Here is a 20,195-nt window from a genome sequence, read left to right on the forward strand (position 1 = left end):
CCACCATTATTACAACGGTATATTCCCGTGCTTCTTGGGCGGGTTATGGTCGCGCTTGTTGCGGAGCATCTCGAGCGCCTGGATGATGCGAGGCCGCGTCTCCCGGGGCATGATGACCTCGTCCACGTAGCCCAGCTCCGCGGCGATGTAGGGGTTCGCGAATTTCTCGCGGAACTCGGCGACGAGCTTATCGCGCAGCTTAGCCGGGTCCTCCGCCGCCGCCAGCTCGCGCCGGTGCAAAATGTTCACCGCGCCCTCGGGGCCCATCACCGCGATTTGCGCGGTGGGCCAGGCGTAGACCGTGTCGCCGCGCATGTGCTTGGTGGAGGTGACGGCGTACGCGCCGCCGTACGACTTGCGGACGATGACGTGGACCTTGGGGGCCGTGGCCTCGCCGTACGCGTACAACAGCATCGCGCCGTGCTTGATGACGCCGCCGTACTCTTGCGCCGTCCCGGGGAGGAAGCCCGGCACGTCGGAGAAGGTGAGGATGGGGATGTTGAAGGCGTCGCAGAAGCGGATGAAGCGCGCGGACTTGCAGGCCGAGTCGATGTCCAGGCAGCCGGCCAGGACCAGCGGCTGGTGGGCGTTGATGCCGACGGTCCGGCCCGCCATACGCGCGAAACCGCATATCATGTTGGGCGCGAAGTCGCGGTGAATTTCGAAGAAGTCGCCGTTGTCGACGACGCGCCGGATGACGTCCTTCATATCGTAGGGCTTGTTGGGCGAGTCGGGGAGGAGGGCGTCGAGCTCGGCGTCGGCTCGAGCCGGGTCGTCGCCGGTCTCGACGTACGGCGGCTCGTCGAGGTTGTTCTGCGGCAGGAACGAGAGGAGGCGGCGAATTCCCTGCAGGCACGCCACCTCGTCGGCGGCGACGACGTGACAGCAGCCGGACTTGGTGGCGTGGACGCGGGCGCCGCCCAGCTCCTCGAAGGTTACCTCCTCGTTCATCACGGTCTTGATGACGTCGGGCCCGGTGAGGAACATGTACGACGTGCCTTCGACCATGAAGGTGAAGTCCATTACGGCGGGGGAATAGACGGCGCCGCCGGCGCACGGGCCCATAATGGCGGCTATTTGCGGCACGACGCCGGAGGCGAGGGTATTGCGCAAAAAGAAGTCGGAGTAGCCGGCCAGCGAGTCGACGCCGTCCTGGATGCGCGCGCCGCCGGAGTCGTTGAGGCCCACGATGGGCGCGCCGACGCGCAGGGCGTGGTCGCATACCTTGCAGATCTTCTCGCCGTGAGCTTTGGAGAGGGTGCCGCCGAAGGAGGTGAAATCCTGGGCGAAGACGAACGTGAGGCGGCCGTTGACGCGGCCGTAGCCGGTTACCACCGCGTCGCCCGGGACGCGCCGCTCCGCCATGCCGAAGTCGTGACAGCGGTGGACGACGGTGGCGTCGAGCTCGCGGAAGGTGCCCTCGTCCAGCAGGATGTCGAGGCGCTCGCGCGCGGTGAGCTTGCCGGCGTCGTGCTGCTTGGCGACGCGCTCCGGGCCGCCGCCCTCCAGGGCCAGGGCGCGTACGCGGGCTAAACGTTCGTAGAGGTCCTCGTTGGCCATCGACCCCCTTCGCCCCTGCGACTCAGTTCTCGGAGGGGACGGCTTCTTTTATGTACGCTACGATGTCGTCGGTGGTGGTGCCGGGCGTGAAGAGGCGGCCTATGCCGACCTTCTGCAGCTCGGCAATATCGTCCTCGGGGAGGATGCCGCCGCCGGTGATGAGGACGTGCTCGGCGCCCTTCTCGCGCAAAAGCTCCCGGACGCGGGGGAACATCGTCATGTGCGCGCCGGATAGGATGGACAGGCCGACGACGTCGACGTCCTCCTGCAGCGCCGCCTCGACGATGGCCTCCGGCGTCTGGTGCAGGCCCGTGTAGATGACCTCCATGCCGGCGTCCCGCAGCGCCCGCGCCACGACTTTGGCGCCGCGGTCGTGGCCGTCGAGGCCCGGCTTCGCCACCAACACGCGTATTCGTTTATGCGTCATAAGCCACCTCGCTGTGCACCGGGCCGGCTCGAGCCGGCCTAGTATATCGGCGTCTCCTTGTACTCGTCGAACTCCTCGCGCAATACGTCCAGCGTCTCGCCCAGCGTGGCGTACGCCCGGGCGCAGGCCAGGAAGTGGGGCATGAGGTTGGTCCCGTCGCGCGCGGCCTGTCGCATACCCCCGAGCGCCTTCTTCCACTCGGCCTCCGAGCGCTCCGCGCGTACCTTCGCCAGCCGCTTATTCTGGTGCTCCTCGACCGCCGGGTCGACCTTGAGGAGGTCGATCTCGATTTTTTCGTCGTCGAGTTTGAACTCGTTCACGCCCACCTGGACGCGCTTGCCCTGCTCGATCTTCTTCTGGTAATCGTACGCGGCGTCGGCTATTTCCTTCTGGAAGAAACCTTTCTCGATGGCCTTGAGCACGCCGCCCAGCGCCTCTATCTTGTCGAAGTACTCCTCGGCCTCCTCCTCCATTTTATTAGTCAGATACTCGACGTAGTAGGAACCGGCGAGGGGGTCGATGACGTTGGCGACGCCGGACTCGTAGGCGATTACCTGCTGCGTGCGGAGGGCGATGAGGACCGCCTTCTCGGAGGGCAGCGCCATCGTCTCGTCCATGGAGTTGGTGTGGAGCGACTGCGTACCGCCCAGTACGCCGGCCAGCGCCTCGATGGCGGTCCGGACGATATTGTTCTCCGGCTGCTGCGCCGTGAGGCTGCATCCCGCCGTCTGCGTGTGGAAGCGCATGAGCCAGGACCGCGGGTCGCGGGCCTTATACTTGTTCTTCATCCGCTTGGCCCAGATCCGGCGGGCGGCGCGGTACTTCGCTATCTCCTCGAAGAAGTCGAGGTGGGCGTTGAAGAAGTGGGAGAGGCGCGGCGCGAAAGTGTCCACGTCCATGCCGGCGGCGATGCCGGCCTCGACGTACGCGAAGCCGTCGGCCAGCGTGAAGGCGAGCTCCTGGGCCGCGGTCGAGCCGGCCTCGCGGATGTGGTATCCCGAGATGGAGATGGTGTTCCACTTCGGGACTTCGGCGGCGCAGTAGGCCATGATGTCGGTGATGATGCGCATCGACGGCTCGGGGGGATATATCCACGTTTTCTGGGCGATGTATTCCTTGAGGATGTCGTTCTGGATGGTACCGCGTAATATTCTCGAGTCGACGCCCTGCTTCTCGCCCACGGCGACGTAGTACGCCAGGAGGAGCGCCGCGGGGGCGTTGATCGTCATCGACGTCGAGACCTCGGCCAGCGGGATGCCGTCGAAGAGGACCTCCATATCGGCCAGCGACGATATCGCGACGCCGCACTTGCCCACCTCGCCGCGCGCGTATGGGTGGTCGGAGTCGCGGCCCATAATCGTGGGGAGGTCGAACGCGACGGAGAGGCCCGTCTGGCCGTGGCCCAGGAGGTATTTGTAGCGGCCGTTGGTATCCTCCGCCGAGCCGAAGCCGGAGAACTGGCGCATGGTCCACAGCCGGCCGCGGTACATATTGGCCTGGACGCCGCGGGTGTAGGGGTACTCGCCCGGGACGCCGAGGTCTCGCTCGTAGTCGAGGCCGGCGACGTCGGCGGGGGTATAGAGCGGCGCCACCGGCAGGCCGCTCACGGTTTCGAACAGGGCGTCCCGCTCCCGGCATTCGCCGGCCTTCTTATCCCAGGCCGCCTTGGCCCGGGCGATTTTCTCGAGTTCTTTTTTATCGAACATAGCGTCACTACCTGTAGATCGTCGCTAAACGGTTTAGTGTTTACCGGGTAACCGGGAGGAATAATTTGTGTATAAGCCCTTTCAGCGGGTGCGACCGCGGGATACCCAGGTACCGGTCTTGCTTGCGCAACGCCTCACGCCAAGTGGCGGCTTTTTTCGGGCCGCGTGTGCCGCCAGGGAAAACGTCGCCCACGAAGTAGACCAGTATCAACCTCGACGGCACGCCGTGGACGTTCAGGAAATACAGGGTCGCTAACCTGTTGGCATATTGAAAAAATTTCTCGGTCCACACGGCTTTTTCTCGCGCTCCTAGGTATTCCTTGGTGTCGTCCAGGGCCCGGTTTATTTGGCGCCGACTCGCCTCCGATTTCGCTTGGCACGTGGATTCCAACTCATTCACGTGCGCTTTCGCTTCCACCAGCAAAAGGTCCTTACCGCCGCTTCGGTATAACCACCCTACGGCATCCCAATTAGGTTTCCCCCCGGGCGGCCAGAACTCCCGCCACTTGGAGCGCACCTTTCGGTACTTCGGCCCCGCGAGGAAATCTAATCCTTTGAGTTCGGCGTCCGGTTGTTTCCGAATCCCGGTATAGTCGAAGTCCAACCATTCGACGCGGGTACCAGCGCCGGCCGCTTTGATTATTCCTCGATTCAGTTCTTCGCGGTGGCGGCCCAAATATCGCAACAGGTGCCACTCGCTGCCGTACCCGTAACCGATTTTGCCCATTTCGGCCTCCCTTGGGATTCAATCATTACCGCAGCAGATGGCCCGCTATCACTAACCGCTGCACCTCGGAGGTGCCCTCGTAAATTTCGGTGATGCGCTGGTCGCGGTAGAGCTGCTCGACGCGCGAGAAGTCGCCGACGTAGCCGTAGCCGGCGTGAATCTGCATGCAGCGGTCGACGCAGAAGTTCGCGGCCTCGGAGGCGAAGAGCTTGGCCTGTGCGGCCTCCAGGCCCATCGGCTCGCCCGCGGCTTCCTTCATAGCCGCTTTGTAGGTGAGGAGCCGCGCCGCCTCGAGGCGGACCGACATATCGGCGATCATCCACTGGATGGCCTGCAGCTTGGCGATGGGCGCGCCGAATTGCTCGCGCTCTTTGGCGTAGGCCGAGGCGAGGTCGAAGGCGCGCTGGCAGATGCCGACGGATTGGGCGGCGACGCCGATGCGGGCGCCGTCGAGCGTGTTCATCGTGACGCGGAAACCCTTACCGTGCTCACCCAGGAGGTTTTCCTTCGGGATTTTTACGTCTTTGAAATAGAGGCGCGCCGTGGTCGAGGCGCGTATCCCCATCTTGTATTTTAAAATTTCGGTGGAATAGCCCGGGTCGTCGGGGTTGTCGAAGATGAGGGCCGAGACCTTGAACTTGTCCGGTTCCTCGGCGGTGTTGGCCTTGCAGATGACGACGACGACGTCGGCCACGTTGCCGGAGGTGATGAAGATCTTCTCGCCGTTGAGGACGTAGTGGTCGCCGTCGAGGACGGCGGTGGCCTGCTGCGCCGCGGCGTCGGAGCCGGCGCCGGGCTCGGTGAGCGCGAAGGCGCCGTGGATTTCGCCCTTGTTCATCTTCGGCAGGTACTTCTTCTTCTGCTCGTCGGTGCCGAACTTCTCGAGGGGATACGAGGCCAGCACCTGCACGGCCATGACGATGCCGAGCGCCGCGTCGGCGTACGATATCTCTTCGATAAGCGTGGCGTAGAGCAGCTTGTTTTTACCCTGGCCGCCGTACGCCGGGTCCGACGGGTAGCCCAGGTAGCCGGCCTTGGCCATGGCTTTGAAAATATCCTCCGGGAACTCGGGTGGCCTCCGGTCGAGTTCCTGGCTCACGGCGTTAATGTGTTTCTCGGCGAAAGCGCGAGCCTTTTCGCGTACTTCTTCCTGCGCGGGGTCCCAGTTCCAGGCCATATTCTCTCCTCCTCGACGTTACATTGCGCGAGAGACTTCTTTAAAGAGCCGGCTCGAAGCTTCGTAGGGTGTGAGTCGCCCCTGCTGTACCTCGGCCGTTAACAGCTCGAGTAAACTTTCGTAGGCCGGCGTGGCGGCGCACACGCACTTGAATTCGTACGCGAGCAGCTCCTCGAGCTGGCGTTGCGCGCGGCCGCGGCGGCGCAACGTTAAACCGCCCGACTCCTCGAGGTGCGAGCGATGCGTCGCCACCGCCTCCAGTATATCGTCGACGCCGCGGCCCTCGGTCGCGACCGCCATGACGACCGGCGGCCGCCAGCCGTCCTCCGGCTTCAGCCCGAGCGTCACTTGCAGCTCGCGCGCCATCTGCTCGGCGCCCTCGCGGTCCGCCTTGTTGACCACCAGCACGTCGGCTATTTCCATAAGGCCGGCCTTCATCGCCTGGACCGCGTCCCCCGACTCCGGGACGACGACCACCACCGTCGTGTCGGCGGAGTTGGCGACGTCGAGCTCGCTCTGGCCCACGCCCACCGTCTCGATGAGCACGAGGTCGAGGCCGAAGGCGTCCATCGTCAGCGCGACTTCGCCGGTCGCTTTGGCCAGGCCTCCCAGGCTGCCCCGCGTCGCCATACTCCGGATAAAGACGCGCTCGTTGCCGGCGAGGTCGTGCATGCGGATGCGGTCGCCCAACAGCGCGCCGCCGGTGAAGGGGCTGGTCGGGTCCACCGCGACGATGCCCACGTCGCGCCCGGCGGCGGCGTAACGCTCCGCCAGGTGCGACACCAACGTCGACTTGCCGGCCCCCGGCGGCCCGGTGATGCCTACCAGGTACGCATTACCGGCGCGGCCGTATATTTCGCGCAGGAAGTCGCGGTAGCCGTCGGCCTCGTCCTCGACCGCGGATATCGCCCGCGCCAGCGCCAGCCGGTCGCCGGCTACGAAGCGCTCCAGGAAGTCGGCCGCCGTGACTACGCCGGCGCCCCTCAAAACTCTATCCCTTTCCGCGCCGGTACGCCGATGCGATAATGGTGCTTTATCTCCTTCACTTCGCTTACCAGGTCCGCGGCCTCGGCGAATTCGGCCGGCGCGCCCCGGCCCGTCAGGACGAGCTCCATCTCGGCCGGCCTGGCCGCGACGATGTCCAGTATCTCTTTCGCTTCTACCAGGCCGTAGTCGGCGGCGACGTTCACCTCGTCGAGGACGACGAGGTCGTACGCGTTCTCGGCGACTACCTGCCGCGCCCGGGCCAGCGCCTCCCGCGCCAGCGCGACGTCCTCCGCCGCCGGCTCGTCGCGGTCGACGAAGGTCTCGCGGCCGTACTGTTCAACGTCGAACCCCTCGAGTTTCGCCGCGGCCTCCAGCTCGCCGTAGTTTATCCGGCCCTTCATGAACTGGATGACGAGCACGCGCGCGCCGTGGCCCCAGGCGCGCAGCGCCAGGCCGAGGGCGGCGGTGGTCTTGCCCTTGCCGTCGCCGGTGTAAACTTGAACCGTTCCTTGCGAGCCGAGCATCGTATTGGGGGTAGGCGGCGGGTAAAGACTCCCGCGAAGCGCCCGCCCTTGGGGTTGGCACCTCTCGTTCCAAACTGGTGAACGGCGAAGGACTTTTTATAACATCGGCCCCGTGATGTGTCAATAAATCTTTTGAAATTGGGCCTTTCGGCGGCAAGAACGGCCGGGGACGTTGGCCGGCCTTCTCGCGGGCGCGCCGGGGCGCAAGGCCCGCCGCGAATTGCCTTGTTTTGAAAGGGCGAATATGGTAGCCTTATCCGGGATAAGTTGCGAAAATACCGGCCGTATGGTCCGCGTTCCGGCGTTCGGAGGTCTCGATGAAGCGCGCGTTACGGGGATTGCTCCCGTGGTTGATAATAATATTGGCCGTCGCCTCGGTTTACCAGTTCTTCGTTATGAAATCCGAGCACGTCGCCAAGATCCCCTATTGGAAGTTTACGGACCTGCTCGCGAAGGGCGTCGTTGCCACCGTAACGCTGCAGGAGAATAAGATAACGGGCGAGCTGAGCCGCGAGGCCCGCACCGAGGGCGACGCCCAGCCGTTCACCAAGTTCAAGACGCAGGTGCCGGTGGTGGATTCCGACTTCGTTAAAAAACTGGAGGCCGCCGGCGTCAAGGTCGATACCCAGGATTCGAGGTCGGCTTGGTTCACGATCCTGGTCTCGGTGGGCCCGTACGTATTGCTGTTCGTGTTTTTCATCTGGCTCTTCCGCCGGATGCAAAGCCCCAACAATAAAGCGTTGTCCTTCGGCAAGAGCCGCGCCCGCCTGTTCGAAGAGGGCAAGCAGAAGGTCACGTTCGAGGACGTGGCCGGCGCGGAGGAGGCTAAAGAGGAGCTCCAGGAGATAATCGAGTTCCTGCAGGACCCGCGCAAGTTCCAGCGGCTGGGAGGCAAGATCCCCAAGGGCGTCCTGCTGGTGGGGCCGCCGGGCTCGGGCAAGACGCTGATGGGCCGCGCGGTCGCGGGCGAGGCCGGCGTACCGTTCCTTTCCATCTCCGGCTCCGACTTCGTCGAGATGTTCGTGGGGGTGGGCGCGGCGCGCGTCCGCGACCTGTTCGACGAGGCCAAGAAGCGCGCGCCGTGCATCGTCTTCATAGACGAGCTGGACGCGGTGGGGCGGCTGCGCGGCGCCGGCCTGGGCGGCGGCCACGATGAGCGCGAGCAAACCCTCAACCAGCTGCTGGTCGAGATGGACGGCTTCGAGAGCAACGAGGGCGTCATCCTGCTGGCCGCGACCAACCGTCCCGACGTGCTCGACCCGGCGCTGCTTCGCCCCGGCCGCTTCGACCGCACCGTCGTCGTCGACCGGCCGGACCTGAAAGGTCGCCTGGGCATCCTGCAGGTGCACACCCGCGAGATCCCGCTCGCCGACGCCGTCGACCTCGAGACCATCGCCCGGGGGACGCCGTACTTCTCCGGCGCCGACCTGGCCAACCTCGTCAACGAGGCGGCGCTGCTGGCGGCGCGCCGGGACCGTAAGGCGGTGGCGCAGGCGGACCTGGAGGAGGCGCGCGACAAGGTGATGATGGGGCCCGAGCGCAAGAGCCGCGTCATCCGCGAGAAGGACAAGAAGATCGCCGCCTACCACGAGGCGGGCCACTCGCTGGTGGCCAAGCTCACGCCGGGCTCGGACCCGGTGCACAAGGTCACCATCATACCGCGGGGGATGGCGCTGGGCTTGACACAGTCGCTGCCCGAAGAAGAGAAGCACATGTATTCCAAGGAATACTGCGGCATATTGTTGGACCATATGTTGGGCGGCCGGGCCGCGGAGATGCTGGTCTTCAACGAGGAGACGTCCGGCGCCGGCAACGACATCGAGCGCGCCACCGAGCTCGCCCGCAAGATGGTATGCGATTGGGGGATGAGCGAGACGCTGGGGCCGGTGGCGTTCGGCAAGCGGGAGGAGGCCATCTTCCTAGGCCGCGAGATAGCGCAGCACCGCGACTACTCGGAAGAGACCGCGCAGGTCATAGACGGCGAGATAAGGCGGCTGGTGGACGAGGCGTACGACCGCGCGTACAAATTGTTGAAGAAGAACAAGAAGCAGCTGGAGCTCATCGCGGGGGAGCTCCTGGAGCGGGAAACGCTCACCGGGGAGGAGATAGATACCTTGCTGGCCGGCGAAAAGTTGCCGCCGTTCGCGAAGCAGCCGGCTGCGAAGAAGAAGCGGCCGGGCGAGGGCCGAGCGAAAAAGGCCGCTAAGAGAGCGCGGGAGGTGCCCGACGCCGAGCCGGCCCTCGAGACGTAATGACCGACGATAACGACGACCCTCTTTCCATCCGGAGCGTGAATTTCGACTCGCCGGCCCAGGCGAGGGAGCTGATGGCCGCCGTCGGCGTCGCGCCGCGCGGCGTGGAGATAATGGCGGCGAAGTTCACCTCCCGGGCCCTGTATATAAGGAACCTTCATCCGGCCGCGGCCAATATCCTCAAACAGGTGGCGTTGTCGTCCGGCGCCGAAGCCGCCGTTCACCGGGAGGCGGTTACGTGTCGCGTCGCCCGCAGCGACGCCGTTTTGTTCGGTACCGCGAAGGAACTCTCCCTCATAGGTCAAAAATTAACGGGACAGGATTTCGGCCTGGACGCTTTGGGCCGAGGGGTGTTACGGGCGCTCGCCTCGTGGGACGCGGTCCCCGAGCTAACGTTAAAGGGAGAGCGCCGGCGGCTCGATAGGCCGCTGGTGATGGGGATAGTGAACGTCACGCCGGACTCGTTCTCGGACGGCGGCGAATTCGAAACACCCGTTGCGGCGACGGCGCGCGCGCGCCGGTTGCTCGAGCACGGCGCGGACCTGGTCGACGTCGGCGGCGAGTCGACGCGCCCGGGCGCGGCGTACGTATCGGCCGAGGAGGAGCTGCGCCGGGTGCTGCCGGTGGTGGAGGCGATAGCGCCGGATTACCCGGTATCGGTGGATACGCGGAAGGCCGCGGTGGCGAGGAAGTGCGCCCAGGCCGGCGCCGCGATTATAAACGACGTCTCCGCCGGCCGCGACGACCCCGCGATAGCGGACGTATGCGGCGAGTTCGGCCTCCCGTACGTCGTCATGCACATGCAGGGCACGCCGGGCGATATGCAAAAAGACCCGCGCTACGACGACGTCGTCGGCGAAGTGCGGGATTTCCTGGCCGCTCGAGCCGAGTGGGCGAAGGCGCAGGGCGTCGCCGAGATAGTCGTCGACCCGGGCATCGGCTTCGGCAAGACGCTCGACCATAACCTGGCGCTGCTCAATAACGTACCGGCGCTGGCGGACCTGGGTTACCCGGTAATGGTCGGGCACTCGCGCAAGTCGTTCATCGGCGACTTGACGGGCGCGGAGGTGAACGGCCGGCTGGCCGGCTCGCTGGCGGCGGCGCTGATAGCGGCCCGCCGCGGCGCGCATATACTCAGGGTGCACGACGTCGCGGCGACGGCGCAGGCTTTGGCCGTCGCGTCGGCGGTAACCGGTTCATAATATGTTCGGCCTATCTTTCAGAGTTCAAGACGCGGTAGACATCCTGGTGATGGCGTTCGTCATCTACCGGTTGATGCTGCTGGTGCGGGGAACGCCGGCGGCCCCTATGGCCGCGGGCGCGGTCATCGTGGCCGTCGTCGCCGGCGCGGCCTCGTTGTTCAGCCTGCACTCGATCAACTGGTTCTTCGAGCACCTGCGCGGCGTATGGTTCATAGCGGCCATCATCGTCTTCCAACCCGAGCTACGAAAGGCGCTGGGCTTAATCGGCAAGAACCGATTGGTGCGGGCGGTCCTGGGCCGAAAGGAGACGACGATAGACATCGTCGTGAACGCGGCCTTCGAGTTCGCCGCCACCCGCGTAGGGGCGCTCCTCGTCTTCGAGCGGACCGTCCCGTTGGGCAGCTACGTCGAGCGGGGCGTCCGCCTAAACAGCGAGATATCGCGCGAGCTCTTGGGTGCCATATTCGACGCTCACTCGCCGCTGCACGACGGCGCGGCCATAATCGAGGGTGACCGGGTCGCGGCCGCGGCCGTGATGTTGCCCCTTACCGAAAACCCGGAGGTCGCGAAGAGCCGCGGCGCCCGCCACCGCGCCGCCCTCGGCATAACGGAGGTCACGGACGCCGTGGTCGTCGTTATATCGGAGGAGACGGGCCGGGTGGCCATCGCGGCCGACGGCCGGTTGAACCCGGTGACGGGCGTGGAAGATTTGAAAGCGTCGCTGCAGGATTATTTGAAAGGCAGGTTGTAGGCCGGGGTATGCCTCGCCGCGTCGAGATGGAATTACGCGGGCGCTTGCGGCGCCTTTTCGGCAACTTGGGCTTTAAGGTTCTGGCCCTCCTACTCGCCGTCCTGTTCTGGTTCTTCATCGCCAGCGGCCGGGAGGGCTATCGCGAAATCGAGGCGCCGCTCGAGCTAGAGGGCGTGCCGGACGGTATCACGGTAAACAGCCCCCAGCCCGAGAAGGTGTCTTTCCGCGTGGCCGGGAAAGGGCGGGACCTGTTCGGCCTCCGCGCCGCCGATTTCAAAGTGGTAATAAACCTGGCCGACAAGGACGCCGGCGTGTATCCCGTAGGCCTTACCACCGCGGACGTTATCTACGCCGGCGACGAGGACGTGAAGGTCGAGGAGATATTGAGCGAGAGGACCGTAATCGTGGAGCTCGAGCGCCGCGTTACGAAGGCCGTCCCCGTAGAGGTGGATTTCTCCGGTTCGCCTCGAGCCGGGTTCTATTTAGGAGTGCCGGAGGTCCAGCCGCCCAAGGCCACCCTCTACGGCTCGGTTAGGGTACTGGATAAGGTGCGGGCGGTATCGGTGGTGGTGGACGCCGAGGGGCGCGACGCGCCGTTCGCGGCCCAGGTACCCATTAAAGCCCCCGCCGGCATCACGCTCGTGGGGGCCGACGAGGTGCTGGTATCGGTACCGGTAGGCCCGGGCGAGCGTCTGTCTTTCGGCGGCGTGCGGGTAACGGCGCGAGGCGCCGAGCGCGGCGCGTACGAGCTGAGGCCGGCCGAGGTTTCGGTTACGCTGGAGGGCGAGGCCGGCCGGCTGGCGGCGTTGGGGCCGCTTTCGGCCGAGGTCTATCCGCGGGGTCCGGGCAAGTATCCGGTGCGCGTAAACGTACCGGACCACGTAACCCTTATCGCCGTAACCCCGGGCGAGGTCGAAGCGGCGCTGGTCGCCGCGACGAGGTAATATGAAGGTTAAGGACCACAAGAAGGGCGAAACGTCGGGCTCGTTTACGGCGCGGCTCTATATTCCGGACAACGACCAGGCGGCCGCGTTCTACGGCCCGGGCGACCGGAACCTGAAGCAGGCCGAGGAGATGTTCGGCGTGCATATCGTCGCCCGGGGCAACGAACTCGTCATCCGCGGCGAGGAAGCGGCGGTGGACCGCGTCGCCGAGCTCTTCGAGCAGGTGCTCGAGTCCAGCGAGGGGGCGCCCGGGGCCGCGGGCTCGCAGATCGGTTACGCCCTGGAGGCGCTGCGGAGCGACCCCGCGACGGAGCTGGGTGAGCTGTTGTCCGAGGCCATCCCGGTGCCGTCGCGGCGCCGCTTCATCAGGCCCCGGACGGCGGGCCAGCGCACGTACGCCCGCAGCATCCGCGACCACACCATAATTTTCGCCATCGGCCCGGCGGGCACGGGGAAGACCTACATCGCGATGGCCATGGCGGTCGATATGCTGATGAGGGAAGAGGTGCGGCGCGTGGTATTGGTCCGGCCCGCGGTGGAGGCGGGCGAGAAGCTGGGGTACCTCCCCGGCGACTTCACCGAGAAGGTCGCGCCTTATTTAAGACCGCTCTACGACGCGCTCCACGACATGATGGATTTCGACCGGGCGATGCGGCTCATCGAGCGGGGCGTGGTAGAGGTGGTGCCCCTGGCCTATATGCGAGGGCGGACGCTCAACGAGTCTTTCGTCGTACTGGACGAGGCGCAGAATACCACCTACGAGCAGATGAAGATGTTCCTCACCCGGCTGGGTTTCGGCTCCAAAGCGGTGGTGACGGGCGACATCACGCAGATAGACCTGGAAGAGAACGTCCGCTCCGGCCTGGTCGAAGTCCAGGATATATTGAAAGGTTTGGACGGCACCGACTTCGTCTACCTCACGCGGCGCGACGTCGTGCGCCATCCCATAATACAACGCGTGGTGGACGCGTACGACGGGTACGAGGCGAAGCATCGCGTAGACCGGCGCGCCTCCGCGGCCCGGGCCGGCAAGCGGCGGCCCGGCGGCCGGCCCCCTTCGGAAGAGTAAGGGATTACCGTGGCGTTCGGTAAAAGATCTCGGGTAAGGTTGCGGCGGCTTTTCGCCGGCCGGCCGCGCGGCGTCGGCCGGAAGAGGGCCGAGAAGCCGTGGCGTCGCCTCAATACCAAGCGCGCCGCGATAGGCCTGGCCACTTTCGTCGCGCTCTCGGTCCTCGTTACGCCCAGCCAATTTTTCCGCCGTCCGCAGCTCACGGAGGGGGAGATAGCGAAGACGGACATTACGGCGCCCTACAAATTCGCGGTGTATAAAGACCGCTCGACGCTGCGGCACGAAGAGGACGAGGCCGCGGCGCGGGTGCTGCCCGTCTTCCGCCAAAACCCCCATATCGCCGGCATCGCCGACGACGAGCTTTCCGAGTTTTTCGTCATATTGCGGCAGCTGGGGGACACGTACGCGGCCAAGAGCGGCCACGAACGGGAGGCGTTCGTGGACGAGCTGAGCATCGCCCTCAGCCGCGATACGCTCGTCTTCCTGTTGGAAGCCGAATCCGAAACTTTGGACGCCGTTCGCCGCCGTTCCTCGGAGTTGCTGGCGTCGCTGTTCGCCGACGGCATACTGGATACCGCCGAAATCGAGCGCCGGGGGTTGGGGAAGACGGCGACGTTGCTCGAGCGCGAGGGCGAGGCCGAAGCCATCGTGAGCACCGAGGAACTTTTGAGCCCGGCGACGGCCGCGGGGCGGGCGCGCGCGCTGGCCGTTAAAGACGCGTCGCTGTCGCCCGAGGAAGGCCGGGCCGTATCCGAAGTCGTAGCCTTGAACGTACGACCCAACCTCTTGTACGACGAAACCGAGACCGAACGCCGGCGCCGCGAGGCGCGAACCGCGGTAGAACCCGTCGAGCGATGGGTGGAAGAGAACGAGAAGATAGTACAACGTAATAACGTCGTAACGCGCGCCCAGATCCGCGCGGTGGCCGCCCTTTATTCCGGCAGGACGGTACGAAACCTCGCCGTGTCCTTAGGCGGCCGGTCTTTGCTCGTCGCGCTCGTGCTCGGCGTTTTGGGCATATTTTTCTTCCGCTACAGGCCGTCGCTGCGCGCCCAGCTTCGTTACTGGTGGATGTTGGCGGTCGTCCTGGCGGCGTCGTGTTTCGTTTCGCGGGCGCTGGCCTTGCTCCTTATCAATTATTCGCCGTTGTCGCTGTATATCTTCGCGGCCTGTCTGGGCGCGATGCTCATAACGCTGTTGGTGGACGTGGGCTTCGGCTTCGTCACCGCGATGACGCTGGCGGTACTGTCCGGCGTGATGGCCGGCGTGGCGTTCCGACCCATGGTTATATCGTTGTCGGCCGCCACGGTAGGGGTATTCCTGGTGGCGCACATCCGGCGGAGGACCGACTTCTATCGCGTTTTCGCCGGCATCGCTCTCGCCTCGGCGGCGGCGGCGGTGGGCATAGGGCTAGTCGATATGTCGCCCTGGCGGGAAATCGGCGAGGAGATTGCGTGGGGTACGGTACTCGCCGCGGCCAGCGTCGCCATATTGGCCATACTGCTGCCGCTGTTCGAGATGACGTTCGACGTCGTTACGGACCTCAAGTTGCTGGAGCTCGCGGACTTGAACCAACCGCTGCTCCGCCAACTATTGTTGGAGGCGCCGGGGACGTACCACCACAGCATCGTGGTGGGCAGCCTGGCGGAGGTGGCGGCGGGCGCGGTGGGCGCGAACCCGCTTTTGGCGCGCGTCGCCTCCTACTACCACGACATCGGGAAGTTGCGGGCGCCGTCCTATTTCGCCGAGAACACCGGTTCCGAAAGCGCGCGCCACGAGCACCTGTCGCCCCAGATGAGCAGCTTGGTCGTCGCTTCCCACACCAAGCAGGGCGCCAAAGTCGCGGAGGAGGCCGGCCTGCCGCCCCCCATCATAGAAGCCGTAATCGAGCATCACGGCACGGGCCTGATATCCTTCTTCTACCAGGAGGCCCTGAAGTTGGACGAGCATCGGGTCCTGGCCGAGGACGACTTCCGCTACCCGGGGCCCAAACCCCACAGCAAGGTCTCCGCTATAATCATGTTGGCCGACGCCGTGGAGTCCGCGTCGCGCTCCCTCGAGGGCCCGACGCCCACCAGCATTCGGTCGATGGTCGAGAAGATCGTGGGCGCGCGGCTGGCCGACGGCCAGCTCGACGAGTGTGAGCTTACCCTCGCCGAAATACAGCTCGTTAAAGAGAGTTTAATAAAAGCCCTGAACAGCATATTCCATATCCGGCCCACTTATCCCGAAGATGGGGAACAATACGTCGTCCCGTATCTGTCTACGCATTCTGCCGAAACTAAGTCGAACTAGCCGGCGGCGGCTGGAGGCGTTGATCGCCCGCTACCGTGAACGGTGCGGCGTCCCGCGTCGGGCGGTGGTCGAGGTAACGGTAGCGGACGACGCGCTGCTGGCGGAATTGAACCGGAAGTACCGCCGGCGAGAGGGCCCTACGGACGTACTGGCGTTTCCCATAGGACGGGACCCGGTGGAACCGGAGGAGATGTGGTTGTGGGGCGAGGTTTACGTTTCGGTAGACCGGGCCCGCGAGCAGGCCGAGCGCCGGGGCGTAGCGTTGGACGAAGAGCTCGCCGCCCTCGTGGCCCACGGCCTGCTCCACCTGGCCGGATACGACGACGATGGCGACGAGGCCCGCGCCGAGATGGAGCGGGCCGCAAACGACCTCACGGCCGAGGCCGGATAAGGGTATAACGTGACCGCGGCTAAGAACAAGCGACCGTCGAAGAGGGGTCTCTTTTTAAGGGAAGGGGGCCTCGCCCGCTCCTTCAACAGCGCGTTGGAGGGTATCGTCTACGCCCTCCGCACCCAGCGCAACGTTAAGATCCATTTCGTCATCACGGCCCTGGTTTTATTCGCCAGCGTTTGGTTGTCCATCACCAAGACCGAGCTCATATTATTACTTGTAACGATCGCGCTGGTCCTTATCACCGAAATGATAAACTCCTCGCTCGAGGTCTTGCTAGACCTGGCGGTGGAGAGGTACCATCCGATGGCGCGCATCGCCAAGGACGTCGCCGCGGGCGCGGTCCTGTTCGCGACGCTGAACGCGGTTGTAGTCGGTTATCTCATATTCTTCGAGGCCCTCAAGGGCCCCATCGTAACGACGATCGTGAGCGTGCGGCGGGCGCCCGAGCACGTGGCGGTGGTCGCGTTGGGTCTGACCATCCTGTTGGTTCTAACGTTGAAGGCGTTCACGGGGAAAGGGACTTTCCTGCGCGGCGGCCTCCCCAGCGGCCACGCCGCGGCCGCTTTCGGCTTGTGGACCGCGGCGTCGCTTTTGAGCCGCAATCCGTTGGTCGCTACCATAACGTTTATCTTGGCGCTGATTATCGGCGTTTCGCGCGTCCGTTTGGGCATACATTCCTTGCTCGAGATTGCCGCGGGCGCTTTTCTGGGTATCGGCGTTACGGCGCTCTGCTTTTGGGTATTCACGTAGAGCCGTGGCGTAAGAAGCGAGGTGCATGTAGTTGGACGAGCCCCCATCACTTATTACGGTCGTCGCGTTAGTCGCGGCGTACGGCGTTTTCGTCGTCGCACGCTGGGCCGTAGTGGCGAACGCGACGCGCGACCGCAACCCGGCAGGGGAGGGCGCGGGTAAACCGGCAGTCCCGTTAGCCGTACTGAACGCGCTCTTCTTCGTCGAGGTATTCTTACTGATCGCCGCTTCGTACTCGGCCGCGACGCTTTTGGCGTTCGAGGCGCCGGCGCTGCCTTTGGCCGCGGCGTGGCTCATTTGCGCCGCGGGGCTCTTCGTGGTGCGGGCGGCGGCGCGCGCGGTGCTACCGGCTGCCGCGGCGAGGTCGCTCGGCCGCTTCATAAGGCCGGTGGCCAAGTTCCTTTACCTGTTGCTGTTTCCGCTGATTTGGACCGCCAAAACGATCGCGCTGGTGCTCGCCAAGGTTACGCGCGCCGGCATCGACCCCGCGGCTGTTTCGCCCGCCGCCGAGTTGGAGGCCTTATGCGGCGTGGGTGGCGCGCGGCTGGCCGAGGAAGAGCGGGAGATGATAAACGGCATCTTCAGCATCCGCGAGACGGTGGCGCGGGAGGTCATGGTGCCGCGCGTCGAAATGGTGACGGTGGACATCCGCGACCCGCTGGACGAGATAAAACGAATCGTCATAGCCAAGGGCTTTTCGCGGATTCCGGTGGTGGATGAATCCCCCGACGCTGTCTTGGGCATCCTCCACGCCAAGGACATCTTCAAGCTCGAGGACACGGGCGAGGGTTTGAGGTCCGTTTTGCGGGAACCTTTTTACGTCCCCGAGTCCAAGAGGGTCAACGAGCTCCTGCGGGAGTTCCGCTCGGCCAAGGTACAGTTCGCCATCGTCGTCGACGAATACGGCGGCACCGCGGGCCTTATAACGCTCGAGGACACGCTGGAAGAGATCGTGGGCGAGATCCACGACGAGTACGACGCCGAGGTGAAGCTGCTGGAGAAGGTCGGCGACGACGTTTGGCTTATAGCGGGCCGCGCCGACATAGGCGAGTTGAACGAGCAGCTCGGCATCGCCATACCGGAGGAAGAATTCGAGACCGTGGGCGGTTTCATCTCGGCTTTGTCCGGGAAAGTCCCCGAGACGGGCGAGCGGCTGTCGTACGAGAATCTGGATTTTTACGTTACCGCGGCCGACGCGCGGAGGGTCAAACAGGTCCGCCTTACCGTCGCGCCCGAAGGCCGGGGCGATGGTAAGGATTAGACTTGACTCCGCGCCGGCGGTAGGTTATTACTCTAAAAACTTTTCCCGGGAGCCTCGATTATGCTGAAAAAGTCTTTGACGCGCGATTTGGGCCGCGGGGCGCGGGGCGCGTTCGCGCTCTTGGCGGCGGCCGTGGCCGCGGCGGCGCCGGCCGCGTACCCCCAGGAGGACTTCGTCCCCGAGGGCGAGACCTGGGTTATAGAGGACCCCACGGCCTGGACCCGGCTGCGGGGCGAATACGACGCCAGCATCGGCGTGGAGCCGTTCGTGGTGCGCGGCGAAATAGGCATTCTGGACTATTTGACCGTCGGCATGTCGTACGGCGGCGTCGACGTCCTGGGCAACGCCACGCCCACGATGAACCCCCGCCCCGGGTTCCAGGTAAAATTCCGCATCACCAACGGCGGTCCTATAATGCCCGCGTTGGCCCTCGGCTACGACGACCAGGGCCACGGCAAGTACTACGACTTCGACCCCTACATCGAACTCACCGAGGGCAACCAGGTCAACTACGACCGCTACCAGTTCAAGGCCAAGGGTTTCTACCTCGCGCTCTCGCAGGAGGTCGAACTCCTGGGCGCCCTGGGCATGCACGCCGGCGTGTCCTACAACGTCGTCGAGGACGTGGACGACAACGGCCCGGACGTCTACGCCGCGGTGGAGAAGACCGTGGGCCCGCACTTGATGTTGCTAACCTCGTACGATATGGGCTTGAACGATAACGCGCCGGAGTCGCTCGGCATGGGCCGCGGGTACCTGGACGCCGGCGTCCGGTGGCGCGTAACCGAAAACTTCAACCTCGAGTTCTGGGCCACCAACCTCCTCGAGAATCAGATCGCGAAGCTCGGCAACGAGGGCCGCTACTCGCGCGTGCTCTATTTAACGTATATCGGCTCGTTCTGAAGCGTTGCGGGATAACGATGGCGGTAGAGGCGAAGAAGGTAGTCCTGGAGTTCGAGAAGCCGCTCGCGGCGCTGGAGGAACAACTCGAGGCGCTGCGGCCTAAGGCCGAGGCGGGCGACGCCGACGCCGCGGCCGAGGTGGCCGCCCGCGAACGGGAGCTCGAGGGGCGCCGCGCCGAGGTCTACGCCGGCCTGACGGCGTGGGACCGCGTCCTGCTCGCGCGCCACCCGGACCGCCCCTACACCATGGACTACGTCCGCCGGCTCATCGAGCGGCCGTTGGAGTTCCACGGCGACCGCCTCTTCCGCGACGACCAGGCCATCTTGTGCGGCGTGGGATGGTTCCGCGGCCGCAAGGTCGTTTGGATGGGCCACGAGAAAGGCCGCAAGACCGCCGACAAGATCCGCCACAATTTCGGCTCGCCCCACCCGGAGGGCTATCGCAAGGCGCTGCGCGTGATGAGGTTGGCCGAGAAATTCGGCCTCCCCGTATTGTCTTTCCTGGATACCGCCGGCGCGTACCCCGGCATCGGCGCCGAGGAACGCGGCCAGGCGGAGGCCATCGCGCGTAATGTCCTCGAGATGTTCAACCTCCACGTTCCGTTCGTCGTGGCGGTCATCGGCGAGGGCGGCTCCGGGGGCGCCTTCGGCATCGGCGTCGGCAACCGCGTTCTGATGCAGGAGTACGCCTACTATTCGGTCATCTCCCCCGAGGGGTGCGCCGCCATCCTGTGGCGGGACCGGGCGTACGCGCCCCAGGCCGCGGCGGCGCTCAAGATAACGGCGCGAGATTTACTGGGCCTCGGCGTCGTCGACGAAATAGTCGAGGAGCCGGCGTACGGCGCCCACCGCGACCACGACCGGGCCGCGGAGCTTTTGGCCGAGGCGCTCGAGCGCCACCTGGCCGAATTGGAAAAGATGTCCGGCGACGAACTCCGCGAGGACCGCCGCCGGAAGTTCCTGGCGATGGGGTTCTTCGAGGAAGGGGAAAAAAGTGGGGGCGACTAGCGGGAACGCCGGCCGCGCGCGCGTAGTAACCTCCCTCCGCGTCCGCTACGCCGAGACCGACGCCATGGGCGTCGTCTACTACGGCCACTACCTGGCGTACTTCGAGGACGGCCGCGTGGCCTACCTTCAACATAAGGGCATACCGTATTCGGAGATGGAGGCGGCGGGCGTATATATGCCGGTAGCGGAGGCCCATTGCAAGTACCGGGCGCCGGCGCGCTTCGAGGACGAGCTGACGGTCGAGACCTCTATCGGCGCC

At 65.1% G+C, this 20,195-nt stretch carries 19 protein-coding genes; 12 read left to right on the forward strand and 7 right to left on the reverse strand.

Going from position 1 to position 20,195, the window contains the following annotated elements:
* Positions 1 to 9 precede the first annotated feature (9 nt).
* From VMX79_07885 to cobO, 7 genes are read right to left on the reverse strand one after another with little or no spacing between them, the layout of a single operon-like run.
* On the reverse strand, positions 10 to 1,560 hold the full coding sequence (locus tag VMX79_07885) for a carboxyl transferase domain-containing protein (GenBank protein ID HUV87019.1): 1,551 nt from the start codon (positions 1,558 to 1,560) through the stop codon (positions 10 to 12).
* A gap of 22 nt (positions 1,561 to 1,582) precedes the next feature.
* Positions 1,583 to 1,987: a cobalamin B12-binding domain-containing protein gene (locus VMX79_07890; protein HUV87020.1), complete on the reverse strand. Its 405-nt coding sequence runs from the start codon at positions 1,985 to 1,987 to the stop codon at positions 1,583 to 1,585.
* Between the two features lie 38 nt (positions 1,988 to 2,025).
* Entirely contained in the window at positions 2,026 to 3,693 is a 1,668-nt protein-coding gene (locus tag VMX79_07895) for a methylmalonyl-CoA mutase family protein (GenBank protein ID HUV87021.1), read from the reverse strand.
* 40 nt (positions 3,694 to 3,733) lie between these two features.
* Positions 3,734 to 4,420 (reverse strand): hypothetical protein, encoded by a 687-nt coding sequence (locus VMX79_07900; protein HUV87022.1) that lies wholly within the window; start codon positions 4,418 to 4,420, stop codon positions 3,734 to 3,736.
* 25 nt (positions 4,421 to 4,445) lie between these two features.
* Entirely contained in the window at positions 4,446 to 5,597 is a 1,152-nt protein-coding gene (locus VMX79_07905) for an acyl-CoA dehydrogenase family protein (protein HUV87023.1), read from the reverse strand.
* An 18-nt stretch (positions 5,598 to 5,615) separates the two neighbouring features.
* Positions 5,616 to 6,584 carry a methylmalonyl Co-A mutase-associated GTPase MeaB gene (gene meaB, locus VMX79_07910; protein HUV87024.1) on the reverse strand — a complete coding sequence of 323 codons (969 nt, stop codon included), beginning with the start codon at positions 6,582 to 6,584 and terminating at the stop codon, positions 5,616 to 5,618.
* The gene (gene cobO, locus VMX79_07915) at positions 6,581 to 7,108 is read right to left on the reverse strand and encodes a cob(I)yrinic acid a,c-diamide adenosyltransferase (GenBank protein HUV87025.1); all 528 of its coding nucleotides are present in this window, start codon (positions 7,106 to 7,108) and stop codon (positions 6,581 to 6,583) included. The genes meaB and cobO overlap by 4 nt, the downstream gene beginning before the upstream one ends.
* A gap of 317 nt (positions 7,109 to 7,425) precedes the next feature.
* Here cobO and ftsH point away from each other — a divergent pair, with 317 nt between their 5' ends.
* The 12 genes from ftsH to VMX79_07975 form a co-directional block, all read left to right on the forward strand.
* Positions 7,426 to 9,360: an ATP-dependent zinc metalloprotease FtsH gene (gene ftsH / locus VMX79_07920; protein ID HUV87026.1), complete on the forward strand. Its 1,935-nt coding sequence runs from the start codon at positions 7,426 to 7,428 to the stop codon at positions 9,358 to 9,360.
* Entirely contained in the window at positions 9,360 to 10,562 is a 1,203-nt protein-coding gene (folP, locus tag VMX79_07925; protein HUV87027.1) for a dihydropteroate synthase, read from the forward strand. Before ftsH ends, folP begins: the two co-directional genes overlap by 1 nt.
* Before the next feature lies 1 nt (position 10,563).
* Positions 10,564 to 11,313 carry a diadenylate cyclase CdaA gene (gene cdaA / locus VMX79_07930; GenBank protein HUV87028.1) on the forward strand — a complete coding sequence of 250 codons (750 nt, stop codon included), beginning with the start codon at positions 10,564 to 10,566 and terminating at the stop codon, positions 11,311 to 11,313.
* Positions 11,314 to 11,321: 8 nt separating this feature from the next.
* Complete coding sequence (locus VMX79_07935) at positions 11,322 to 12,257, forward strand: CdaR family protein (GenBank protein HUV87029.1); 936 nt, start codon at positions 11,322 to 11,324, stop codon at positions 12,255 to 12,257.
* A gap of 1 nt (position 12,258) precedes the next feature.
* Positions 12,259 to 13,326 carry a PhoH family protein gene (locus VMX79_07940; GenBank protein HUV87030.1) on the forward strand — a complete coding sequence of 356 codons (1,068 nt, stop codon included), beginning with the start codon at positions 12,259 to 12,261 and terminating at the stop codon, positions 13,324 to 13,326.
* 9 nt (positions 13,327 to 13,335) lie between these two features.
* Positions 13,336 to 15,621: an HDIG domain-containing protein gene (locus VMX79_07945; protein HUV87031.1), complete on the forward strand. Its 2,286-nt coding sequence runs from the start codon at positions 13,336 to 13,338 to the stop codon at positions 15,619 to 15,621.
* Positions 15,560 to 16,012 (forward strand): rRNA maturation RNase YbeY, encoded by a 453-nt coding sequence (gene ybeY / locus VMX79_07950; protein HUV87032.1) that lies wholly within the window; start codon positions 15,560 to 15,562, stop codon positions 16,010 to 16,012. The genes VMX79_07945 and ybeY overlap by 62 nt, the downstream gene beginning before the upstream one ends.
* A gap of 9 nt (positions 16,013 to 16,021) precedes the next feature.
* Entirely contained in the window at positions 16,022 to 16,765 is a 744-nt protein-coding gene (locus tag VMX79_07955; GenBank protein ID HUV87033.1) for a diacylglycerol kinase, read from the forward strand.
* 31 nt (positions 16,766 to 16,796) lie between these two features.
* Positions 16,797 to 18,026, forward strand: a complete 1,230-nt coding sequence (locus tag VMX79_07960; protein HUV87034.1) for a hemolysin family protein — start codon at positions 16,797 to 16,799, stop codon at positions 18,024 to 18,026.
* Positions 18,027 to 18,086: 60 nt separating this feature from the next.
* Complete coding sequence (locus VMX79_07965) at positions 18,087 to 18,929, forward strand: hypothetical protein (GenBank protein HUV87035.1); 843 nt, start codon at positions 18,087 to 18,089, stop codon at positions 18,927 to 18,929.
* 17 nt (positions 18,930 to 18,946) lie between these two features.
* Positions 18,947 to 19,936 (forward strand): acetyl-CoA carboxylase carboxyltransferase subunit alpha, encoded by a 990-nt coding sequence (locus VMX79_07970; protein HUV87036.1) that lies wholly within the window; start codon positions 18,947 to 18,949, stop codon positions 19,934 to 19,936.
* Positions 19,923 to 20,195: thioesterase family protein (locus VMX79_07975; GenBank protein ID HUV87037.1), on the forward strand; the 273-nt coding region annotated here is incomplete at its 3' end. The genes VMX79_07970 and VMX79_07975, both read left to right, overlap by 14 nt.

The organism is bacterium (assembly GCA_035529855.1).
GTDB lineage: Bacteria > RBG-13-66-14 > B26-G2 > WVWN01 > WVWN01 > WVWN01.